Consider the following 18,897-nt stretch of genomic DNA (forward strand, 5'->3'; position numbering starts at 1 on the left):
TTTACTGTCACTATCTTTAACTCATTGTTTGCTCTTAAAAAATACTACTTGTTCTAATCTTCTTTATTATAACCTATCTTAAGTAGATTGTAAAAATATCTTCTTACTATATTATTTATCTCCTTTATCCATAGATTTTATTAAACTGCGTTTCCTTTATACTCTTATGCTTTAAAGAATTGGTTCGTAAAACTTCGAGGCACTTAATAGGCTGTGCGTGATAATTCAGCAAGCTTGATACAAGTAAGTTTTGTAGGATTCGCCTGTGCTTACGTATTTTATTTTTATATACTGTATAGATTCACCTTTAGATTCATCAAATCTTCCACTTTCTAAATTATGCTGTATATTATTATAAACTTAAAAAGTCTTATTAATTTTTACTAAACAATCTCTCTAATTATAACTTAAAATAATTTTGTTAATAGTCACATATACCCTTGATACTTGCTTATCTCTGGGTCATCAAATTTCTTAGCAATACCAAATTTAACTGCAGAATTTAGTTCTTTTTACTTTACATATGTCATCTTAGGATTATAAATCAATTGTTATTAGCAAAACTGAAAGATTAAGAAGGTTTAGGCAAAATTAATTGTTGCTGCATTGCTTGGGAGTCAAGACATTAAATGTCGTAGATAAAAAACGCGGAAATGATGCTCTATATTTGGTAATTTTAGATAGTTCTGAAAATGATACTGAACTTATTACCTGTCTAATAAAAAATGGCATTAATATTAATCATCACAATTCTTTAGGTAATACGGCTTTATTGACTTCAGGTTATTTATCAGTCGTAAGAATTTTATTAGAAAACGGTGCGGATATAAATATTAAAAATAACGAAAATATCACTTCAGCAATTTTGCTTCAGAATGAAATGTTTAGATACACAATCTTTTTATTAATAGACTTATTACTTTGATTAATAAAAATAGTCTTGCTGTGAAAAAGATATATGAGAAGATAAATAATAAAATTACTAAAGAATTAGCAGAGGCATTAATAAAAAAATATGAAGTTTTTAAATAAACAACAGTATAGAACATATAGGAGAAAATAATGAAAGCTATAGTTTGCTTTAAGTGATGAATAAGGGAAATACTTCTATAGTAAAAAGCGCGGATATAAGTAAAAAAGATTATTATATAAGTAGTACTGACTTTAAAGGACATATTGCAAATTGAGATGTTCAAGAGGTTATATGTTGAAAAATAAGTATTATATCAACTATTACTGGACTCGTTAATAAAGAGTAAGAATTTCCTGAAACACATATGTTGAATTAATACCCTTGAATGATTGTATTAATAAATTTGCTAAGCAGCTTCATAACAAACATAATGCAGAAAATATTTATATTCTTTTGTAATATGCTAACAAGGGTGTCGAATATTGTATAGATTAGTATAGGTATAGATGATTATGGTAATACTAATATCATGTATTAAAGAAAGTAGGTCGCAAGGGTGATCTACTATCTAGACCGTGAATGTTTATTTTTGCTAATATTCATATGTTTTAAAATCTCCACAAATAACTCAAAATAAAGCATCTAAGGAGCTGTTAGATACGTGTTACTCCGAGATGTAGATTCAAAATCATAAATTTTCGCAGTTTAAGCTAGCAAGAAATCTAGATGCAGTACTTTGATTGTAATTGAACAAAATAGTATTATTAAAATTTTCTCGTGGTTTACTATATTCTTGCTACTACCCACTTTAATAGCCAGTATTTACAGTATGAATCTTGCTGCAATGCTTGAATTTAAATCACCGTATGGGTTTTTCTATAGCCTTGTTTTAATGCTATTATCTATAAATTTTTTAAGAAAAAGAACTAATTATAAATTTTTGCTGATAATATATAGTTTTATATGATTTTTCTTTTTTAAATACCTATATAGATATCAATTATTTCTTGACTCTTTTTAAAGATTACCATATTATGCAGTACCGTAAAAATAGTAATTAAATTTATTGTATAGGGATATGCAAAAGATATTGCTTAAAGGCCGTAATGTAAATATAAAAAATCCAAATCCTAATATTAAGGAAATAAAAACCTTAGCTGAATTACCTTCAGGTACAGGTCATGAATATTTTATAAATTCACATGGATTAGAAATTAAATCATTTTTGAAGAAAGACTATTCTTTCTTATACATAACTGGCTTGTCTGCTGAAGATGGAACTAAAATTAGCATTTTAGATATTACGCTGCTTAATAACATACAAAATGGTATCCATGCAGATCAATGTAATATCGTTCATATATACTCTTGTTATTCAGGGGCCGCTCAACATCATTTAAATTGTATACATGGCAATATTGTGTTATGCACTTATAATAAAGCCAGTGATGTAAATGTTATACTATTAGCTCAAAGTAATTATGATGCTAGAATAAAAAATGACTCTTCATTGATCGAATATATAAGAGATAATTTTCATTTATTAGCAGCATCAGATTTTAGTATAAGCTATAAATTAGACGATCAAATTTATAATTTTTCTTTAAGTGCTGATGAAATTAAAAAGATGAAAAGCATTGAGGAGTTGCCAGCTTTTCTACATAAAAAATATGATGCTTTTGTAAAATTTTATACAAAGATTTATGCAGAATATCATGAATCATATCCTGAAATATTTAACTTAAAGATAGAACCAGAGCCGAAAGCACTAACGCAAGCTGACTTAATCAGAGTATTTAATAGAGTTGTAGTCTTAGAAGTCTATAATTTCAATAAATCTTCTCTAAGCAATATCAAGACGATGTTAAATCAGGAAGGATTAAATATTAACATTTGTATAGATAGAGCTATACGGCAAGGGAATTGTGAATTATTAATTTGTTTACTTAATTATTATAATACTAAAGAAGTAGAGCCTTATATTCTTGATAAAGCTATAGAGAGAGGTGATATTAATATTTTAAAAGCTATACTTGAACATAGTACTACCAAAATAGGGTCTTATACTCTTAATCAAGTCATAGAGAGAGGTGATGTAAATATTTTAAAAGCTATACTTGAACATAGTACTACCAAAATAGAGTCTTATACTCTTAATCAAGTCATAGAGAGAGGTGATGTAAATATTTTAAAAGCTATACTTGAACATAGTACTACACAAATGGATTTTTATACTCTTGCTCAAGTCATAAAGAAAGGTGATGTAAATATTTTAAAAGTTGTACTTGAACATAATACTAAAGAAGTAGAGTTTTGTAGTCTTTTTTTGATATATCAAGCTATAGAGAGAGGTGATGTAAATATTTTAAAAGCTATACTTGAACATAGTACTACCAAAATAGGGTCTTATACTCTTAATCAAGTCATAGAGAGAGGTGATGTAAATATTTTAAAAGCTATACTTGAACATAGTACTACACAAATAGAGTCTTATAATCTTGCTAAAGTCGTAGAGAAAGGTGATGTAAATATTTTAAAAGCTGTACTTGAACATAATACTAAAGAAGTAGAGTTTTGTACTCTTTTTTTGATATATAAAGCTATAGAGAGAGGCGATGTAAATATTTTAAAAGCTATACTTGAACATAATACTAAAGAAGTAGATTCTTATAATTTTAATCTAGAAATTCTATTTAATGATCCTACGGTCAATAGCTATAATAATACAGCAGAAGAGACTAATGATGTGGAAAATACTTCTACTATAAATACCATGCTTAATGTAGTAGAAGAAGTAACAATATTAGGAGAGTCGTCAGAATAATCGGTGTAAGTAATAAAAAGTAAACAAAGACTGGATTCTGTAATAATGCCTATAAGTGAGATATAATATTAAATATTTTTTAAGATTATGTTGCTTAATTCATCATTCAAGTGTGAGAAGTTTATCTCTTCAAATCCTTTTCTTGGAATAATAATCATGGCAAGCTTTATAGCCTTAAGCTTAGAATCACTAACGTTCATTCTAATTAGATGTCTTATACGCCTTTTAATTTTATTGCGAACTACAGCCTTTTTATTTAACTTTTTGCTAACTTTGATTCCTAAAAAGATGTTATATTTTGTTTCAAGGAAGATCTTTGGAAGATTTTTGGCTATTACCAAAATAAAATATCTCTCATGGAACTTCTTTCCAAGCTTATTTATAAGTTCAAACTCTTTTTGATTTTTTAAAGAGGTAATAGACAATTTGATAAGTCAGATTATTTTAAGCAGATAATTTATGCCTACCTTTAGCACGGCGTCTTCTTAAAATTGCTCTTCCAGATGGAGTAGCCATTCTAGCTCTAAAACCATGTCTTCTTTTTCTAACTAAATTGCTAGGTTGAAATGTACGTTTCATAATATTTATACCGAACAAAAATAAAAATTAATCATTTATAATAAAAATATAGAGATTTTATCAACTATACACATCATGATTACTGGATTGCTTCATCAAAACTTACAGCTTTTCCTCACAATGACGTGACCTTAAATATGTGCTTTTGCTTTTTCTACAATACTTGCAAATCCGTCACTGTTATTTACGGCAAGTTCTGCAAGTACTTTACGATCTATATCAATTCCTGCTTTTTTTAGAGTTCCCATAAACTGAGAGTAAATAAGCCCATGTGTTCTTACTGCTGCATTTATTCTTTGAATCCATAAACCTCTAAAATTACGTTTACGGTTTCTGCGATCTCTATAAGCATACTGGAGAGCTTTTTCTACTTTTGCAATAGCTACTCTAAAACAGCTATTAGCTCTACCTCTATAGCCTTTTGCTAATTTGAGAATTTTTTTATGTCGATTTTTGGAAATTTTTCCTGATTTTGCACGTGTCATTGCTTTAGCTCCTGATTAATTTGTACCGTACGGTAGAAAATATTTTTTAATATTATATCCTTCTTGATTGCAAAGAATTGTAGTCCCGCGAAGGTTACGAATTTGAGCTTTAGTGCGACGACGCATGAAATGTTTTTTTCCTGCTTGAGATGCAATCACATTGCCGCTTGCAGTAAGTTTAAAACGTTTTTTTGCGGCAGATTTTGTTTTTAATTTAGGCATAATATTCCTTATAAATTGGTATTTCTAGATTTGCCGGTAATATTTAGGCATACCAAAGCCATGTTACCGATGAAACTAGATAATAGTTTTTTTTATTAGTTATTGCAAGATTTTTTTATAATAATGTATTATAATGTGTTTTAGCTGCAAATTATAGAAAAAATGTCATACTGTGGCTTGTTGCGGTATCCAGAAATAATAAAGACTGAATCCTGTGATCAAGTTAACTAGATAACAATTATTTAATTAAAATGACACAGAACCTAATTAATAAGCAAATTTAAAAATGTTCGGACAAAATCCTAAAAGAAGTATATTAAATGGTGACGGTACTAAATTAGAGGTAAAGTCTATTTTTAAGACTATACAAGGTGAGGGAATTTTTGTAGGTAGTCCTGCTATATTTGTAAGGCTTGGGGGCTGTAATCTTGCTTGTCATTTTTGTGATACGGAGTTTGAAGATTTTGATTTAGTAGATATAACTGAGATTTTGAATAAAGTAGAAAGTTTAGCATTAAATTCTAAAAATGAAAAATCAGTGAATTTAGTAGTAATAACCGGTGGTGAGCCGATGCGTCAACCTATAGCATTATTATGTCAGAAGTTACTAGACCGGGATTTTAAAGTCCAAATAGAGACTAACGGTACGTTATATCGTTCTTTGCCAAATGAAGTGTCTATAATTTGTTCGCCGAAAGCAGGACAAACCGGTTATAGTAAAATAAGAGAAGATTTATTGTCTCAAATTAGTGCAGTGAAATTTATCGTTGCTAAAAATATTTTAGAATATAGTTTCATACCGGAAGTAGGACAAACAGCTTATAATATACCGGTTTTTGTACAACCTATGGATCAAAACAATCCAAAGCTTAATGACGAAAATAATGCGTTAGCAGTAAAATTAGCACTAGAAAGCGGGTCGAAGTTATCTTTGCAAACTCACAAATTTTTAGGGATAGATTGAGTAAAGTATATTACAAATATGTCTTGATTTTGTTATTATTCACAACTATTATAACCTATTTAATGTTAGAGTATTTATAGAAATGAGTAAAATATTAGAACTTGAAGCGCAATCCCGCACAGAATTCGGTACGGGAGCAGCAAGAGCATTAAGAAGAGAAGGACGTGTTCCAGCTATTATTTATGGAGCTGGTAAAACACCTGTTAGTATTTCTTTAGAAGAAAAGGAAATAACTAAATATTATAGAAAGCCAGCTTTTATCTCTCAGTTAATTAATTTAACAATTGATAAGAAACAATATAAAGTGTTACCGAAAGCTGTGGAGTTACACCCTGTGACGGATATAGTACGCCATGTTGATTTTGTCTTTTTAGAAGAAAAAAAACAAAAAATGGAAGTACCTGTAGTATATGAAGGGAAAGAACGAGCTTTAGGTGTTAAAAGAGGCGGATACTTTAATATAGTAAAAAGAAGAGTTACGCTGTTATGTGATGTTAATAATATCCCAAGAAATGTAACTATTGACGTTACTAATATGCCTATTGCTACTTCACTAAACTCTTCAAAAATAGTATTGCCAAAAGGATGTAGTTTTGCTTCAAAAAAAGAATTTGTCCTTGCAACTATTATAGGACGTAGAGGAGTCAAAACTGAAGCTGAAGGGGAACAACAAGCAGCTGCTGAAGCAGGAAAGTAGTTATACAGCGTTGGTTGTCTACTCGTGGCATGACCATACAGTATCCGTATCCAGTAAAAATACTAAATTTTTAAAATTTTTAGATCCCGTGATCACGTCACGGGGTGGTATCTGTTTCTGAATTCTGTTTCCGCGGGAATGACATTGTTGTACACTTCTTCCAAATCAATATTTCTTCAAAAATTTTCCATTACATTTATTTTAGGTAAATTATTATGATTTTTGTTATTGGTCTTGGTAATCCAGGAAAAGAGTATCAATATACAAGGCATAATATCGGTTTTATTGTTATAGAGAAAATAGCAAACCAATATAATTTATCATTTAGTACAAAGAAGAAATTCAATTGCGAAATTGTTGAAAGTAGCGTAGAAAAGCAAAAGCTTATTTTTATAAAACCTACTACTTACATGAATTTATCCGGTAAATCAGTGATATCAGTGAAAACATATTATAATATTTGCTCCGAAAAAATTTTTGTTATTCATGATGATATTGATTTAGAAACAGGTAGAATAAAGTTTAAAACCGGTGGTGGTAACGGTGGGCATAACGGTTTAAAATCAATTGACAGGGTTATAGGCAATAACTATAACCGCATTAGAATTGGAGTCGGTAGACCGCAAAATAATCAGGATGTAGCAGATTACGTACTTAATAATTTCCCTAGATCGGAATATGAAATAGTAATTCAATCTATAGATAAAATTACTAATAACTTTGATTTAATATTAGAAAATAAATTAGAAGAATTTAAGAATAAGATTGGATAATGTATAATATCATTCTGGCGAAGGCGTTATTATGTGGGTAAGTTTTTTGTTGTCATCCTACGACTTGATCACGGTATCCAGTAAAAATACTAAATTATTAGTATTCTAAGCTGTGTGTGTGGGGATGCCGTGGTCAAGCCACGGCATTGACACTGAGGGTGCTTTATAAGCGCACAACAATTTTAATTAAAAGAAATATTGATGAAGCAAGACTTTGAAATTGTTTATGACGATGAAATGAATAAACTCATAAATCTATAATTATTGAGGCTTTAAATAAAGATGTTAGAGCAAAAAAATGGGGTAGTAGGAGATGTTGACTTTTTTTCATTTTCCTGTTTCGATCAAAATAAAAATTTTGTTGCAGGCATTAGAGGTATGAATTCTTGGGGTGGATTTGATTCACTCTTTGTTAATCAAAATATAAGAAACCAAAATTATGGTACTTTACTAATTTAAAAGGCTAAGGATTCAGCGCATGAACGAGGCGGTAATTTTATTCATCTTGTTGCTATGGCTTTTCAAGTAAAAACGTTTTATGAAAGGCTAGGTTATAAATTAAATTTGTTATATACGGTTACGATAAAGATTCTATAATGTATTATTTACGGCAAGATTTATGACACTAAAATTAGGAATTGTGGGGTTACCGAATGTCGGTAAGTCAACATTATTTAATGCTTTAACGGCAAGTCAGGCTGCGGATGCCGCTAATTATCCATTTTGTACTATTGAGCCTAATAGTAGTAAAGTTTCAGTACCGGATAAGCGTTTGCATAAACTTGCAAGTTTAACTGGAAGCAGAAAAATTATTTCGTCTTATATTGATTTTGTTGATATTGCAGGGCTTGTTAAAGGAGCAAGTAAAGGGGAGGGACTAGGTAATAAGTTCTTATCTCATATTAGAGAAGTCGATGCAATACTGCACGTACTGCGTTGCTTTGAAGATGAAGATATAATGCATGTACATAATAAAGTCGATCCACTTCATGACCTAGAGATTATTGAAACGGAATTAATACTTGCCGATATAGAATTAGTTGAGAAGCGTTTAGCTACAAGTGAAAAACGCTTAAAGTCAGGCGATAAAACAATGGCAGCGCAGATAGAACTATTAAAAGAGGTTTATAAATGGCTGGCAGACGGTAAACCTGCAAGAGTGTTAAATGAAATTTTAGGACTTGATAAGTTAAAGCAATTGCAGTTAATTACTTTTAAGCCCGTTTTATATGTATGTAACGTTCTTGAACAAGATGCTGTAGACGGCAATGAATTGACAAAATTAGTAGTGGAAAGAGCAAAGAAAGAAAATGCTAAAAGCGTTGTAGTCTCTTCAAAAATAGAAGCCGATATTGCTTTACTTGAAAGTATAGAAGAAAAAGAAGAGTTTTTAAAAGATATTGGCTTAGATGAAACAGGGCTTAGTAAAGTAATTAAAGAAGGATATAATTTATTAAACTTAAAAAGCTTTTTTACCATAGGTCCTAAAGAAGTCCATAGTTGGACTTTTAAAGACGGCACGCTTGCATCTGCCGCTGCCGGTATTATTCATACCGATTTTGAAAAAGGCTTTATTAGAGCAGAGGTTATTGGCTATGAAGATTACATAAGTCTTGGTAGTGAAGCAAAAGCCAAGGCAGTAGGCAAAATGCGTTTAGAGGGTAAAGAATATAAAATGCAAGATGGGGATATAGTACATTTTAGGTTTAACGTTTAAATAATAATCAACTATGAAAACAATTTTACCTAAATGGTCGCTTGAAGTTCAAGATAGGCTTGATTATATAGTGCAGCAAATTTTGACTGGTGCCAAGGATAAAATTGCCATGATTATCTTGTATGGCTCGTATGCTAGAGGTGATTGGGTTAAAGATATGTATAAGGAAGGATCATATTACTTATGTTATATAAGTGCTTTTGACTGTTTAATAGTATTAAAAAAGTAAATTTAAGGAGCATGCTATTTTAAGGGTAGAATCTAATATAGAAAGAAGATTAGAACAAACAGATTTAAGAAAAGCCAAGGTTTTTTTACTAGAACTTGGATATCTATAATATGTGAATCTATAAGTGAGGTAAATGACAAGCTTGAAAAATGGCGTTATTTTTATACTGGATAGCAGTGAATTTTAAAAGATTTACCTTGATAGGAAGTAAGAGAGTTTGTAAAAGAAGATTATGGGCAGTGTTTTTGTAGAGGTGAAGGTTTTCTTTTTGGTACTCCATATATAGAAATCAATGAGTATGCTATAGCGGCTTTTTTGCTCCATCAGGCCTTACCGACAGTTTTTAAATTTTATTAGTTTTCTCTCGTTACAAACTAAAAATATACGATATAAGAAAGCTAGGTGTATATTGTACAAATTATAGCACTGCACTACTTAAAGTATTTTTGCAATCGTCTCCTGAGCAAGAAGAATGCTTGAAATTACTTGAAGAAGCATATGTTAAGGCAAGATATAATAAAAATTATCAAATTAGTAAAGAGTAGTTACTTTACCTGATTGAGAGAGTAGAAAAATTAAAAATGATAACCGCAAATGTTTGGTGACACTAGACAATTCAGAGAATTTGTTGGAAGCGGCTTAATTAATAAAACTCGATGAACCGAAATAAACAAATCATTTATGAAAATTATTAAGCAAATTCCGGCATGGATTCTTCTATGCTTATTTATTTTATCCCCGACTACAGAAACAATTTATACTTCAGGATTGCCGAGTGTCACCAAATATTTTGGCATTGACGGCGGTATTACTCAAATTACCTCTACATTATATTTTTTAGGATTTGCTTTTGGTATATTATCACTTGGGAGATTATCGGATATTTATGGCAGAAGACCTATAGTTTTATTAGGGCTTGTTATTTATGTTATATCTTCAATTATTAGCATTTTTGCAGTTAATATAGAAATGTTGATGATAGCTCGTTTTACTCAAGCTTTCGGTGTAAGTGTTGGGTCGGTTATCGGTCAGGCTATGGCTAGAGACTCCTATCAAGGTTCGGAATTATCATATGTTTATGCTAGCTTATCCCCGTGGCTTTTATTTATTCCTGCTGTAGGTTCATCTATAGGTGGCTATATTATAGAGTATTTAAACTGGCATTATGTTTTTGTATTTTTCAGTCTTACGGGTACTATATTATTAGCTTTATATTATAAAGTACTACCTGAAACAAATTCTTATATCAATTTTTCTCAAAGCAGTAAATATTGTGAGGTTTTGCAGGTAATTATTAAAGATAAAATTCTTTGGTTATATGCTTTTATTATTGGTGCATTTAATGGTATATATTATGGTTTTTATATAGAAGCCCCTTTTATTTTTATTGATAAAATGAAAGTGGCACCTTCCTTTTACGGTAAATTAGCTTTTTTATTATCTTTTGCTGGTATTGTTGGAGGGTTTTTAGGGGGGTATTTGATAAAAAAATGCCACATACACGATAAAAAAGTTATGGGTTTAGGATGTATTTTTAGTCTGTGTGGTTGTATATTATTTGCAATAAATGCTTTTATGTTGGAAGCCGTTCAAACAAGTAAAAACCTTACAATTATTATAATATTTGTGCCTATGATGACGCATATGTTAGGGCATAATTTACTTATTCCTATGACGCTTCGTTATGCACTGGAGGATTATGCTAAAGTAACAGGTACTGCTGGTTCAATATTTGGTGCAATATATTATGTACTAATTGCAGTTATAACATATATAGTGGCTCAGATACATGCTGAAACAATAAGCAATTTTGCTTTATTATGTGTAGCTTTAAGTATTAGCTCTGCTGCTGCATTTTACTATATTTGGCGTTTATATAAGAAAAAGCAATATAGAAAAGTTATATATTAGTTATATCTTATTGCACTCACGCCTTTTTTATTACCTCTCGGCATAGGGTTAGGAGGTGCCACAGGGGGGAGTAGTATTAACCTGTGAATTTTTTGTCAAACTTTCTTGTATTCGAGTTGCCTGCGTTACGACCTTATAACTTGATTTCTCTTCTTCTTTAGAAAAATTAACATAGCGATTATTATTTTTTGTAATCTCAACCTTCATCTAGTCATACTTACTTTGAGTTAGAAGTAGTGTATAGATTTTACCGTCATGTTCTACATAACATAACGCATCTTTGTCTTTACTCTTACTTGTAAACTTGAGAGCCTAGTATAGGCGAGCTTATTTCTTTAAGTACAAAGTGAGCAGTAAAATATAGCTGTACTAGCTGTTGGTTTATTGCCGTTCTCATCCAATGCAACAATAGATAAATCCATTGAACCTACAGCTTTATCAGGCTTTATAGGAAAATCAGTAGTTCTATAAGAATTCACTGTGGCTTCAGTGTCATCTTGCTTAAGTTATATGGTAAAAGGCTGTATTTATGGGTTATTTTAGCTAATGTATAAATTGCTTTAACAGCATCATTTCTAATAATATTTTCTCTAATATTCTCTTAACTTTCCCATTTTAGGTTGTATCTGGTCTCTGCATTTTTCATGAATCTTTTTATAGCCTGATATCTCAATCTTTTCTAACTCTGCTTTTGTTGTTTGCATAGCTTATTCTATTAAAGCTTTATTAGCACGATTTTCTAAACATAATTGTAATTTTAATTATTATTAAGTCTATCTGGAAAATGTGTTTCTAAATATTGTTGCAATATGTCTCTTTGTTGTTTTAAAAGCTCTATTCTGACACGCTAATTATATTTGCTTTAACTTCTTCTCCTGTACATTATTAAGAGAGAGGGAAGCAATAAGCACCGTTTACTACTTCCGGTTCCTTTAGAGCTAGTGAACAGGAATTAGCTTGCACTTTTTTAAAGCCTGCTTTATCAATTTTTCTTTATAGTTATGGTCTTTTTTAATAGGATTTGTGGGTAATTTAAAACTATCGGCTATTTGTTCTACAAATTTTAAGTGTTCTGTGGTCGGGTCGGTGTGACTCCTTCTTCACATACCGATTGTATTTTTACAGTAGTTTCTTTGCCCAATAATTGTAAGGTAAAATGTGGTTTATTAAATTCAATTCTAACTTTATTTCCATTCTGATTAGAAACTTCTGGTGTATCATCCTTAGAAAACTTGCCAGAAGTAATTTCATTTAGTAAACTTACGTCACTAGTGCTTTTATCTGTTAATGTCTTATTGACTACCTCATAACCAATTACAGCATATGCTATTTGCAAAGACTTATTTTTTGATATTATAAATTTCTTCTAAAATTTGTTTATTCTCTTTAGGATTTTTGTATTTGTAATAATTATTACTAAAAGCTTCAACTAATTTAGTTATTTTTTCAACACCTTGCGGAAAATTAAAAGTCTTTAAATAATTATCTAGGTATCGTGTCAATAAAGGTTTCTTATTTGTCTTCTTGTTCAGGCTCTTTATTTATTATTCTAGTAGATATTTCTAAGTGTACTTGAGTAAGCAATAGTTTTAGTACATCTGCATTATCAGCAAGGTACTTTCTAACAAAATCTAAATCTGTTTTTGTTGTTTCGCATAAATTTTGAAAAAAATGAGCAACTCCTTTCGTGCCTTTGTATATATAGTTTGGAGTGTCCATAGAAAATGCCGAACTCACTCTAATACTTTCTATAGTTTTTTAAGGCTCTTTCTTAAAATCTTTTCTTGGTTGTTTTGATGGGCTTCTAGTTGATTATTAATTAATTCTTAATTTTTTATTGCACGTTGCTCTCGTTGAAGCTGTGTTCTGAGTTCAGATTTATTCGTTCCTTATGCTATAATCTCATGATTTAATACTTCATCGTCTATCCCTTCAAGGTTCATTTCTTCCTTTAAGGCTTCCATACTACAGCTACTGAATACATCATGTTTCTTTTGCTCGGCTTGCCATTTTAAACTAGCTTGTTCAAAACTGACAATACATTCTTTAATTTCATTTAATGTATAATTTTCTGCTGTTTGTAAAAAGTTATCTATATCGTTTTTTAATGTCGGATTCTGTTCACTAAATGCATTTAAAAATTTCTTAATACCGGTTAATAATTCTTCTTTTTCATATTCTGTATCTTCTTCAAAGCCTTCATCATCAGGTTCTAGAGCTTGAGTTATCGGTTTATTAATTGTCTCTTGATTATTTTCTATATTCTCTTCTTCTTCAAAGCCTTCATCATCAGGTTCTAGAGCTTGAGTTATCGGTTTATTAATTGTCTCTTGATTATTTTCTATATTCTCTTCTTCTTCAAAGCCTTCATCATCAGGTTCTAGAGCTTGAGTTATCGGTTTATTAATTGTCTCTTGATTATTTTCTATATTCTCTTCTTCTTCAAAGCCTTCATCATCAGGTTCTAGAGCTTGAGTTATCGGTTTATTAATTGTCTCTTGATTATTTTCTATATTCTCTTCTTCTTCAAAGCCTTCATCATCAGGTTCTAGAGCTTGAGTTATCGGTTTATTAATTGTCTCTTGATTATTTTCTATATTCTCTTCTTCTGCAAAACATCCATCTATCAAATCTACAGTTTGATTAGCTGCTTGTTCTTTATTTAAATTATCAAGTAAGTTATCACATAATTTTTGAATTAATTCGTTATTCTCTTGCACATATTTATATCCTATTTCTTCTAATCTTTCAATATTTTTAGGACTTGCATTATCTAAGCTTTTAGTTTCTTTTGTAATAGGTAATCCTACTTCAAAAAATTCATCTTTTCCAGATAAATCATTTTTAACCTCAGTAGTGGAAGAATTTTCCATATTGTGCATAAGTCTGCTTATTAATTTTCCTTTCACAAGCCAACCTATTATTCCGTCAGAGCCGATTTTAGGTATGGAATTTGTAGGTTCGATATTATTACTGAAATTGAATGCACAAACCATAGTATGGTCTAATATCTCTTTTTGTTCTTCACGTGTGAGGTTTTTATCTATGCGTGTATGATTTTGTTCTTTATGTATATAACCTTTTTTAAGCAACTTTAAAACTTCGCTTGCCGGTCTATTCGCATTGAGTCCTCCATCTGCATATGCATAAGGAGTGCCCGAAGCATAATTATATTCCTGTATGGCCGCTTTATCCATAATAGGTTTAAAATAAGTAGGTGCCGCTGTTGTTGCAAGTAATACGTCTTTTACTCTAACATGAGGACTATAACCGTGAAAACTATCAAAAACTTCTAATTTTCCACCGTTAGCAGTTAAATCATTTACCGGAATAACAAGGCGAGAAGTAGTACTGTCCATTCTATTATCACCTAAATATTTTTCTAATAATTCTTTTAAAGGTTTTTGACTATATTTGTGAGTAAATATTTGTTTAACTGAACCTAGAAAGTTATCAGGAAATATATAATTTGCATTTGTTTTAAATATCTCCAAGGCCTCTCTAGCACTATATTTTGCTTCTTTTGCACCTAGTTCTTTTGGAATTGTTAATAAGGCAGCTATAAGACCACCGACACTAGTACCGGAAATAATAGGAAATAGCTCAGAAATAGATTTTCCTGTTTTTTCCTCAATTGCTATAAGCACTATTAATTCGGATATACCTTTAACTCCACCGCCGGACAGTGCAAGTACTCTATTAGTTTTTATATTCGCAATTTTCCCTGTCATCGCAATACCGTAAAGATTTATATTATGCGCAGTATATAATAAAAGTTAATTATTGTCAATAAAACCATCTAGAAATCTTAATTAAGATTTTACTTGTGCAATATAGTAATTATTAGAAAAGATACTTGATTCATGATAATATTTTAGTGTATCGTTAATATTATAACTATTATGTTATAAGATATGTTAGTTGTTAATCCCAGTAATATAGATAGATCCTAAGTTATTAGCTCGAGAAATAAATACAATGATGCCCTTAGTAAGGCAAGATTTAGCTGAGGTTGAAAGATATGATAACTTATGGCAAAGCACAATGACTTAAATTTGTTAAAGATAAGGAAATGATGCAAGCCTTAGCATTTATTATAGATTGCTTTGAGTAGAATACTGGAGAAACTTAAATATTAAAGAATTAAGTACTATAAATAATTTATCATATAGAGAGATAACTTCAGTACTCTTACAGCAACACTAGATACTTTAACTCCTCTCATAGGAATATTTTTTTCTGAATAATAAATTAAATAATAATGCTAAAATACTAGAACTTTGATCGCTCTTCTGATGAAGAGTTAAAAGAAAATTATTTTTACCTCAATACCTTAATTTTTTATTAAGGAATATACTAGAGGTTAATTATATATATAATAACTCTGAAGATTTTGAACTTAAACTAGGTTTAATATTATATAATGTAGCTGATAGATTTTTTAAATATTCTACTATTAGAGTTACTTAATAAAAAAATGGTATGACATTGATGCCCCTGAATATACCAAGGGTGTACCACAAGATATTACCGCATAATTTAACCAAACTACTTCTCCTACCTTGTCTAAAAAGATATTAACACTTTCCTTGTCTACAAAAAGAAATATATATAATGAAAATGATGATAGTAATCAAACTTTGGATGTAAAAACAACTGATATAGACAAGAATATTTTAAACTAATGGGAGAAGTTATATACGATTAAACACAGTATTAATATTATAGTCTTTTTGAGGTCCTAGCAATTGGTAGCGAAGAGTAAAAGAATCAATATTTTAAAATATATAGGTAGCATCATATTGATCTTTATCGCATAAATGGCTACCTATAGCTTTTACATTATCTATAAAATAGATAAAATAAGCTATTTTTATGAGCAATAAAATATTTTGTAACATTACTATTCTTAAAAAGATATCTATATTCTTTATTAGCAGAGATTTGATGATCGTAGTCGTGATAATGAATTTTTAACTCCTCTTTATATATTAATTCATTTAAACTTTCAGGTAGAAAATACGCTACCCACTTACCGTAACCATGATTATCTATAATTCTTTTAATCTGGTACTGTCCAGATAATCTTAAAACGAGTTCTTTTACGAAATAGTTTTTTGAAGGCATTTGGTATAATACCTATGTCCATTCCAGCGTAAGCGGGAATCCAGTAAAACATATAAATTAATTCCTGGGAATGACATTAATACGTTACTGAATGACAACTAAATTTTATTAATTCTGTAATATTTTCATTAGTAAATTTATCTCTTCACGAAGTTCTATATCATTTTCTAGTAATTCTTCTACTTTTTTAATAGCATGCATAACCGTCGTATGGTCTTTTTTACCGAATTTTTTACCGATATCAGCAAGGCTTTTCGGCGTTAATGTTTTACTAAGATACATAGCTATTTGACGCGGTCTTGCAACTTCTCGTAATCTCCGTGACGATGACATATCGGATAATTTAATATTATAACGACTAGCCACTTTTTTCTGAATATCTTCAACGGTAATTATTCTTTCATTAGAACGTAATAAATCTCTTAAAATATTTTGTGTATTTTCAAGCGTAATTTCTTTTAAAGTAAAATTAGAATGAGCAATCACCTTATTTAAAGCCCCTTCAAGTTCTCTAACGTTTGAAACGATTTTAGATGCTAAAAAATCAATTACGTTTTTTGGTATTTTAACATTCATTTGCTCAATCTTAGATTCTAGAATACCTAAACGCAGCTCATAAGTGGTACTATGAACGTCGGCAACTAAGCCCCATCCAAGGCGGGATTTTATCCGATCTTCAATATTATCTAAATCTGAAGGCGACCTATCACAAGAAATAACTATTTGACGGTTATTATCAATCAACGTATTAAAAGTATGGAAAAATTCTTCTTGAGTACTATCTTTGCCGCAAATAAATTGAATATCATCAATCATTAACACATCAACCGAACGAAATTTCTCTTTAAATGAGATTACTTCTTTGTTACGCAGAGCTTTCACAAACTGATACATGAATTTCTCTGCTGACATATATATCACTTTGCGGTTTGGGTTATTCTGCTTTATATACCAACCAATTGCATGCATTAAATGCGTTTTGCCAAGCCCTACGCCACCATATAGAAAAAGTGGATTAGATTCAGAAACTGCATCCGTTGATTCTGCAACCGCTCTTGCAGCAGCATAAGCTAGCTCATTTGGTACTCCAACCACAAAATTATCAAAAGTAAAACGTACGTCAAGAGTTGAAAAGATATTTTCCGCATTAAGCTCACTGCTGCCAATATCGGCAAAAGTTTTAGTAGGTAGTTCTATAACTGTTTTGCTTGTTCCAGGTAACTCTTTAGTAATTATTTCAACCGACTTAATAGTATTATTATAATGTTGAAATAGTTGCAATATGACCATAGAGTACTTGGATTTTATCCAATCTCTAACAAAGTTAGTAGGGGCACAAAGAATAACAGTATTTAATGAAGATTCTATAAAATTGACTTTACTAAACCAGCTATTATATAGAGTTTCACCATAATGATTGTAAAGATCTTGAGCCACATGACTCCAGACATTTAAATAATTATCCCCTTGATCTGTTAAAATTATTTGATTAGTACTCACTTAAAACTGCCACGGTAAGTTATTTTATTTCTAGCCTTTATTTTGATTGTTTCCTTCAAAAAGGTCACTAATATTATAACAATTTTTATAACCTATATTAGTTATAAAATTTGCTGCCGTAAATGACCTATATCCTGAACGAAACAGTAAAAATATCATTGCATGAATTTTATCGTTAATGATAGATAAAAAATTATCTTCAAAATCTTTATTCAATTGCCAACTTAGAAAGATCACCTTATGAGGTATTCCTACTTGTTTCCATTCTTCTCTAGTCCTAACATCTACAAGAAAAACATTATCATTTGAAACCAGTATATTATAAGCTTTTGTACAACAGATATTTTGAACCGACATATTTACGTTTTTTTGCTGTTATTGATAATAAAAATTAATAGAATTACCCATGTAGAATATGGATTTATTAGAGTGCTTATAGCATGTTCAATAAAGTTAATTTAAAACTAATTAAGTTCTTTTTTGCTGCAAATTATAAGATTTTTTTTGAAATATGAGTAACTATTCTTCGAAGAATCTTATTAATTTTCGCTAAAAATCTCTTTAATTATTAATTGAAATAACTTGATTGACCATGCTATATTTAAAGCATTTTTAAAATGATCTTGGTATTTGATAGTTTTAATAATATTATTATAAAAATTTTTTGCAAGGCTTTATATCATGAATAAATTAAATAAAAATTCTTTACAAAAAAAACTTCTTTATCTTAGTAAAAATCGCGGCTGTAAAGAAATGGATTATATACTTGGTAGCTTTACCGAAAAGTATCTATCTTTGATGGATGAGAAAAAACTTGAAAGCTATGCTTTGATACTTGATCAAAATGATAATGATCTTTATAATTGGATTAATAATAAATCTTCTGCTCCTTCTTATCTAGATATTGAAATAATTGATAAATTACGCAAAATAGCTAAAGTATAAATTCCTACCGT

Annotated in this window: 21 protein-coding genes and 4 pseudogenes; 13 read left to right on the forward strand and 12 right to left on the reverse strand. The window is 30.0% G+C overall.

Translation table 11 applies throughout. The features are described from left to right. The first annotated feature begins 610 nt into the window (after positions 1 to 610). The 3 genes and pseudogenes from A1E_RS01600 to A1E_RS01605 all read left to right on the forward strand — a co-directional run bounded on the left by A1E_RS01600 (position 611) and on the right by A1E_RS01605 (position 3,737). Positions 611 to 925 (forward strand): ankyrin repeat domain-containing protein, encoded by a 315-nt coding sequence (locus A1E_RS01600; RefSeq protein WP_012148486.1) that lies wholly within the window; start codon positions 611 to 613, stop codon positions 923 to 925. A gap of 236 nt (positions 926 to 1,161) precedes the next feature. After that, positions 1,162 to 1,880: pseudogene (locus A1E_RS07235) on the forward strand (CorA family divalent cation transporter); the annotation flags it as partial. A gap of 111 nt (positions 1,881 to 1,991) precedes the next feature. Further along, complete coding sequence (locus A1E_RS01605; RefSeq protein WP_012148490.1) at positions 1,992 to 3,737, forward strand: hypothetical protein; 1,746 nt, start codon at positions 1,992 to 1,994, stop codon at positions 3,735 to 3,737. 68 nt (positions 3,738 to 3,805) lie between these two features. Here the strand turns inward: A1E_RS01605 and rnpA are convergent, their stop codons facing one another. From rnpA to rpmI, 4 genes are all read right to left on the reverse strand, one after another. Continuing rightward, on the reverse strand, positions 3,806 to 4,162 hold the full coding sequence (gene rnpA, locus A1E_RS01610) for a ribonuclease P protein component (protein ID WP_012148491.1): 357 nt from the start codon (positions 4,160 to 4,162) through the stop codon (positions 3,806 to 3,808). 19 nt (positions 4,163 to 4,181) lie between these two features. Further along, a complete protein-coding gene (gene rpmH, locus A1E_RS01615; RefSeq protein ID WP_012148492.1) occupies positions 4,182 to 4,316 on the reverse strand; it encodes a 50S ribosomal protein L34 in 135 nt (44 codons plus the stop codon). A gap of 131 nt (positions 4,317 to 4,447) precedes the next feature. After that, complete coding sequence (gene rplT / locus A1E_RS01620; RefSeq protein ID WP_012148493.1) at positions 4,448 to 4,801, reverse strand: 50S ribosomal protein L20; 354 nt, start codon at positions 4,799 to 4,801, stop codon at positions 4,448 to 4,450. 15 nt (positions 4,802 to 4,816) lie between these two features. Further along, positions 4,817 to 5,023 carry a 50S ribosomal protein L35 gene (gene rpmI, locus A1E_RS01625; protein WP_012148494.1) on the reverse strand — a complete coding sequence of 69 codons (207 nt, stop codon included), beginning with the start codon at positions 5,021 to 5,023 and terminating at the stop codon, positions 4,817 to 4,819. A gap of 286 nt (positions 5,024 to 5,309) precedes the next feature. On the opposite strand from rpmI, the gene A1E_RS01630 reads away from it, so the two are divergent. From A1E_RS01630 to A1E_RS01660, 7 genes are all read left to right on the forward strand, one after another. Beyond that, positions 5,310 to 5,987 (forward strand): 7-carboxy-7-deazaguanine synthase QueE, encoded by a 678-nt coding sequence (locus A1E_RS01630; RefSeq protein WP_012148495.1) that lies wholly within the window; start codon positions 5,310 to 5,312, stop codon positions 5,985 to 5,987. 82 nt (positions 5,988 to 6,069) lie between these two features. After that, positions 6,070 to 6,684, forward strand: a complete 615-nt coding sequence (locus A1E_RS01635) for a 50S ribosomal protein L25/general stress protein Ctc (RefSeq protein ID WP_012148496.1) — start codon at positions 6,070 to 6,072, stop codon at positions 6,682 to 6,684. A gap of 215 nt (positions 6,685 to 6,899) precedes the next feature. Further along, a complete protein-coding gene (pth, locus tag A1E_RS01640) occupies positions 6,900 to 7,457 on the forward strand; it encodes an aminoacyl-tRNA hydrolase (RefSeq protein WP_012148497.1) in 558 nt (185 codons plus the stop codon). Between the two features lie 282 nt (positions 7,458 to 7,739). Next, entirely contained in the window at positions 7,740 to 7,916 is a 177-nt protein-coding gene (locus A1E_RS06760) for a hypothetical protein (protein ID WP_012148498.1), read from the forward strand. 160 nt (positions 7,917 to 8,076) lie between these two features. Continuing rightward, positions 8,077 to 9,174: a redox-regulated ATPase YchF gene (gene ychF, locus A1E_RS01650; protein ID WP_012148499.1), complete on the forward strand. Its 1,098-nt coding sequence runs from the start codon at positions 8,077 to 8,079 to the stop codon at positions 9,172 to 9,174. A 13-nt stretch (positions 9,175 to 9,187) separates the two neighbouring features. After that, entirely contained in the window at positions 9,188 to 9,403 is a 216-nt protein-coding gene (locus A1E_RS01655) for a nucleotidyltransferase family protein (RefSeq protein ID WP_012148500.1), read from the forward strand. Between the two features lie 681 nt (positions 9,404 to 10,084). Continuing rightward, entirely contained in the window at positions 10,085 to 11,314 is a 1,230-nt protein-coding gene (locus tag A1E_RS01660; RefSeq protein WP_012148501.1) for a Bcr/CflA family efflux MFS transporter, read from the forward strand. A gap of 335 nt (positions 11,315 to 11,649) precedes the next feature. Here the strand turns inward: A1E_RS01660 and A1E_RS05405 are convergent. The 5 genes and pseudogenes from A1E_RS05405 to A1E_RS01675 all read right to left on the reverse strand — a co-directional run. After that, positions 11,650 to 11,805, reverse strand: a pseudogene (locus A1E_RS05405) (Sca4 family protein); the annotation flags it as partial. 572 nt (positions 11,806 to 12,377) lie between these two features. Further along, positions 12,378 to 12,650, reverse strand: a complete 273-nt coding sequence (locus A1E_RS01665; protein WP_012148504.1) for a hypothetical protein — start codon at positions 12,648 to 12,650, stop codon at positions 12,378 to 12,380. Between the two features lie 4 nt (positions 12,651 to 12,654). Beyond that, a complete protein-coding gene (locus A1E_RS06455) occupies positions 12,655 to 12,816 on the reverse strand; it encodes a Sec7 domain-containing protein (RefSeq protein ID WP_012148505.1) in 162 nt (53 codons plus the stop codon). Positions 12,817 to 12,826: 10 nt separating this feature from the next. After that, the gene (locus A1E_RS01670; protein WP_231259248.1) at positions 12,827 to 13,051 is read right to left on the reverse strand and encodes a hypothetical protein; all 225 of its coding nucleotides are present in this window, start codon (positions 13,049 to 13,051) and stop codon (positions 12,827 to 12,829) included. 152 nt (positions 13,052 to 13,203) lie between these two features. Continuing rightward, positions 13,204 to 15,045 (reverse strand): patatin-like phospholipase family protein, encoded by a 1,842-nt coding sequence (locus A1E_RS01675; protein WP_012148507.1) that lies wholly within the window; start codon positions 15,043 to 15,045, stop codon positions 13,204 to 13,206. A 247-nt stretch (positions 15,046 to 15,292) separates the two neighbouring features. Here A1E_RS01675 and A1E_RS06765 point away from each other — a divergent pair. Both A1E_RS06765 and A1E_RS07240 read left to right on the forward strand, forming a co-directional pair. Beyond that, positions 15,293 to 15,561 (forward strand): annotated as a pseudogene (locus A1E_RS06765) (hypothetical protein). A 14-nt stretch (positions 15,562 to 15,575) separates the two neighbouring features. Continuing rightward, a pseudogene (locus A1E_RS07240) lies at positions 15,576 to 15,775 on the forward strand (hypothetical protein); the annotation flags it as partial. Between the two features lie 381 nt (positions 15,776 to 16,156). Here A1E_RS07240 and A1E_RS01680 read toward each other — a convergent pair. The 3 genes from A1E_RS01680 to A1E_RS01690 all read right to left on the reverse strand — a co-directional run bounded on the left by A1E_RS01680 (position 16,157) and on the right by A1E_RS01690 (position 18,298). Next, positions 16,157 to 16,441 carry a DUF6314 family protein gene (locus A1E_RS01680; protein ID WP_012148508.1) on the reverse strand — a complete coding sequence of 95 codons (285 nt, stop codon included), beginning with the start codon at positions 16,439 to 16,441 and terminating at the stop codon, positions 16,157 to 16,159. A gap of 108 nt (positions 16,442 to 16,549) precedes the next feature. Then, on the reverse strand, positions 16,550 to 17,941 hold the full coding sequence (dnaA, locus tag A1E_RS01685; RefSeq protein WP_012148509.1) for a chromosomal replication initiator protein DnaA: 1,392 nt from the start codon (positions 17,939 to 17,941) through the stop codon (positions 16,550 to 16,552). A gap of 30 nt (positions 17,942 to 17,971) precedes the next feature. Further along, on the reverse strand, positions 17,972 to 18,298 hold the full coding sequence (locus A1E_RS01690; RefSeq protein WP_012148510.1) for a rhodanese-like domain-containing protein: 327 nt from the start codon (positions 18,296 to 18,298) through the stop codon (positions 17,972 to 17,974). A gap of 324 nt (positions 18,299 to 18,622) precedes the next feature. Here A1E_RS01690 and A1E_RS01695 point away from each other — a divergent pair, with 324 nt between their 5' ends. Continuing rightward, positions 18,623 to 18,886: a succinate dehydrogenase assembly factor 2 gene (locus A1E_RS01695; RefSeq protein WP_012148511.1), complete on the forward strand. Its 264-nt coding sequence runs from the start codon at positions 18,623 to 18,625 to the stop codon at positions 18,884 to 18,886. Positions 18,887 to 18,897: the final 11 nt, after the last annotated feature.

The sequence above is a fragment of the Rickettsia canadensis str. McKiel genome (assembly GCF_000014345.1).
GTDB classification, from domain to species: Bacteria; Pseudomonadota; Alphaproteobacteria; order Rickettsiales; family Rickettsiaceae; genus Rickettsia; species Rickettsia canadensis.

Excerpts from the sequence above, each read along its gene's own strand:
- A1E_RS01635 (WP_012148496.1), top strand. The coding sequence starts at position 6,070 with ATGAGTAAAATATTAGAACTTGAAGCGCAATCCCGCACAGAATTCGGT.
- rplT (WP_012148493.1), bottom strand. The coding sequence starts at position 4,801 with ATGACACGTGCAAAATCAGGAAAAATTTCCAAAAATCGACATAAAAAA.
- A1E_RS01695 (WP_012148511.1), top strand. The coding sequence starts at position 18,623 with ATGAATAAATTAAATAAAAATTCTTTACAAAAAAAACTTCTTTATCTT.
- pth (WP_012148497.1), top strand. The coding sequence starts at position 6,900 with ATGATTTTTGTTATTGGTCTTGGTAATCCAGGAAAAGAGTATCAATAT.
- A1E_RS01655 (WP_012148500.1), top strand. The coding sequence starts at position 9,188 with ATGAAAACAATTTTACCTAAATGGTCGCTTGAAGTTCAAGATAGGCTT.
- A1E_RS01660 (WP_012148501.1), top strand. The coding sequence starts at position 10,085 with ATGAAAATTATTAAGCAAATTCCGGCATGGATTCTTCTATGCTTATTT.
- rpmI (WP_012148494.1), bottom strand. The coding sequence starts at position 5,023 with ATGCCTAAATTAAAAACAAAATCTGCCGCAAAAAAACGTTTTAAACTT.
- A1E_RS01605 (WP_012148490.1), top strand. The coding sequence starts at position 1,992 with ATGCAAAAGATATTGCTTAAAGGCCGTAATGTAAATATAAAAAATCCA.
- A1E_RS01630 (WP_012148495.1), top strand. The coding sequence starts at position 5,310 with ATGTTCGGACAAAATCCTAAAAGAAGTATATTAAATGGTGACGGTACT.
- A1E_RS01680 (WP_012148508.1), bottom strand. The coding sequence starts at position 16,441 with ATGCCTTCAAAAAACTATTTCGTAAAAGAACTCGTTTTAAGATTATCT.
- ychF (WP_012148499.1), top strand. The coding sequence starts at position 8,077 with ATGACACTAAAATTAGGAATTGTGGGGTTACCGAATGTCGGTAAGTCA.
- A1E_RS01690 (WP_012148510.1), bottom strand. The coding sequence starts at position 18,298 with ATGTCGGTTCAAAATATCTGTTGTACAAAAGCTTATAATATACTGGTT.
- rpmH (WP_012148492.1), bottom strand. The coding sequence starts at position 4,316 with ATGAAACGTACATTTCAACCTAGCAATTTAGTTAGAAAAAGAAGACAT.
- A1E_RS01675 (WP_012148507.1), bottom strand. The coding sequence starts at position 15,045 with ATGACAGGGAAAATTGCGAATATAAAAACTAATAGAGTACTTGCACTG.
- A1E_RS06760 (WP_012148498.1), top strand. The coding sequence starts at position 7,740 with ATGTTAGAGCAAAAAAATGGGGTAGTAGGAGATGTTGACTTTTTTTCA.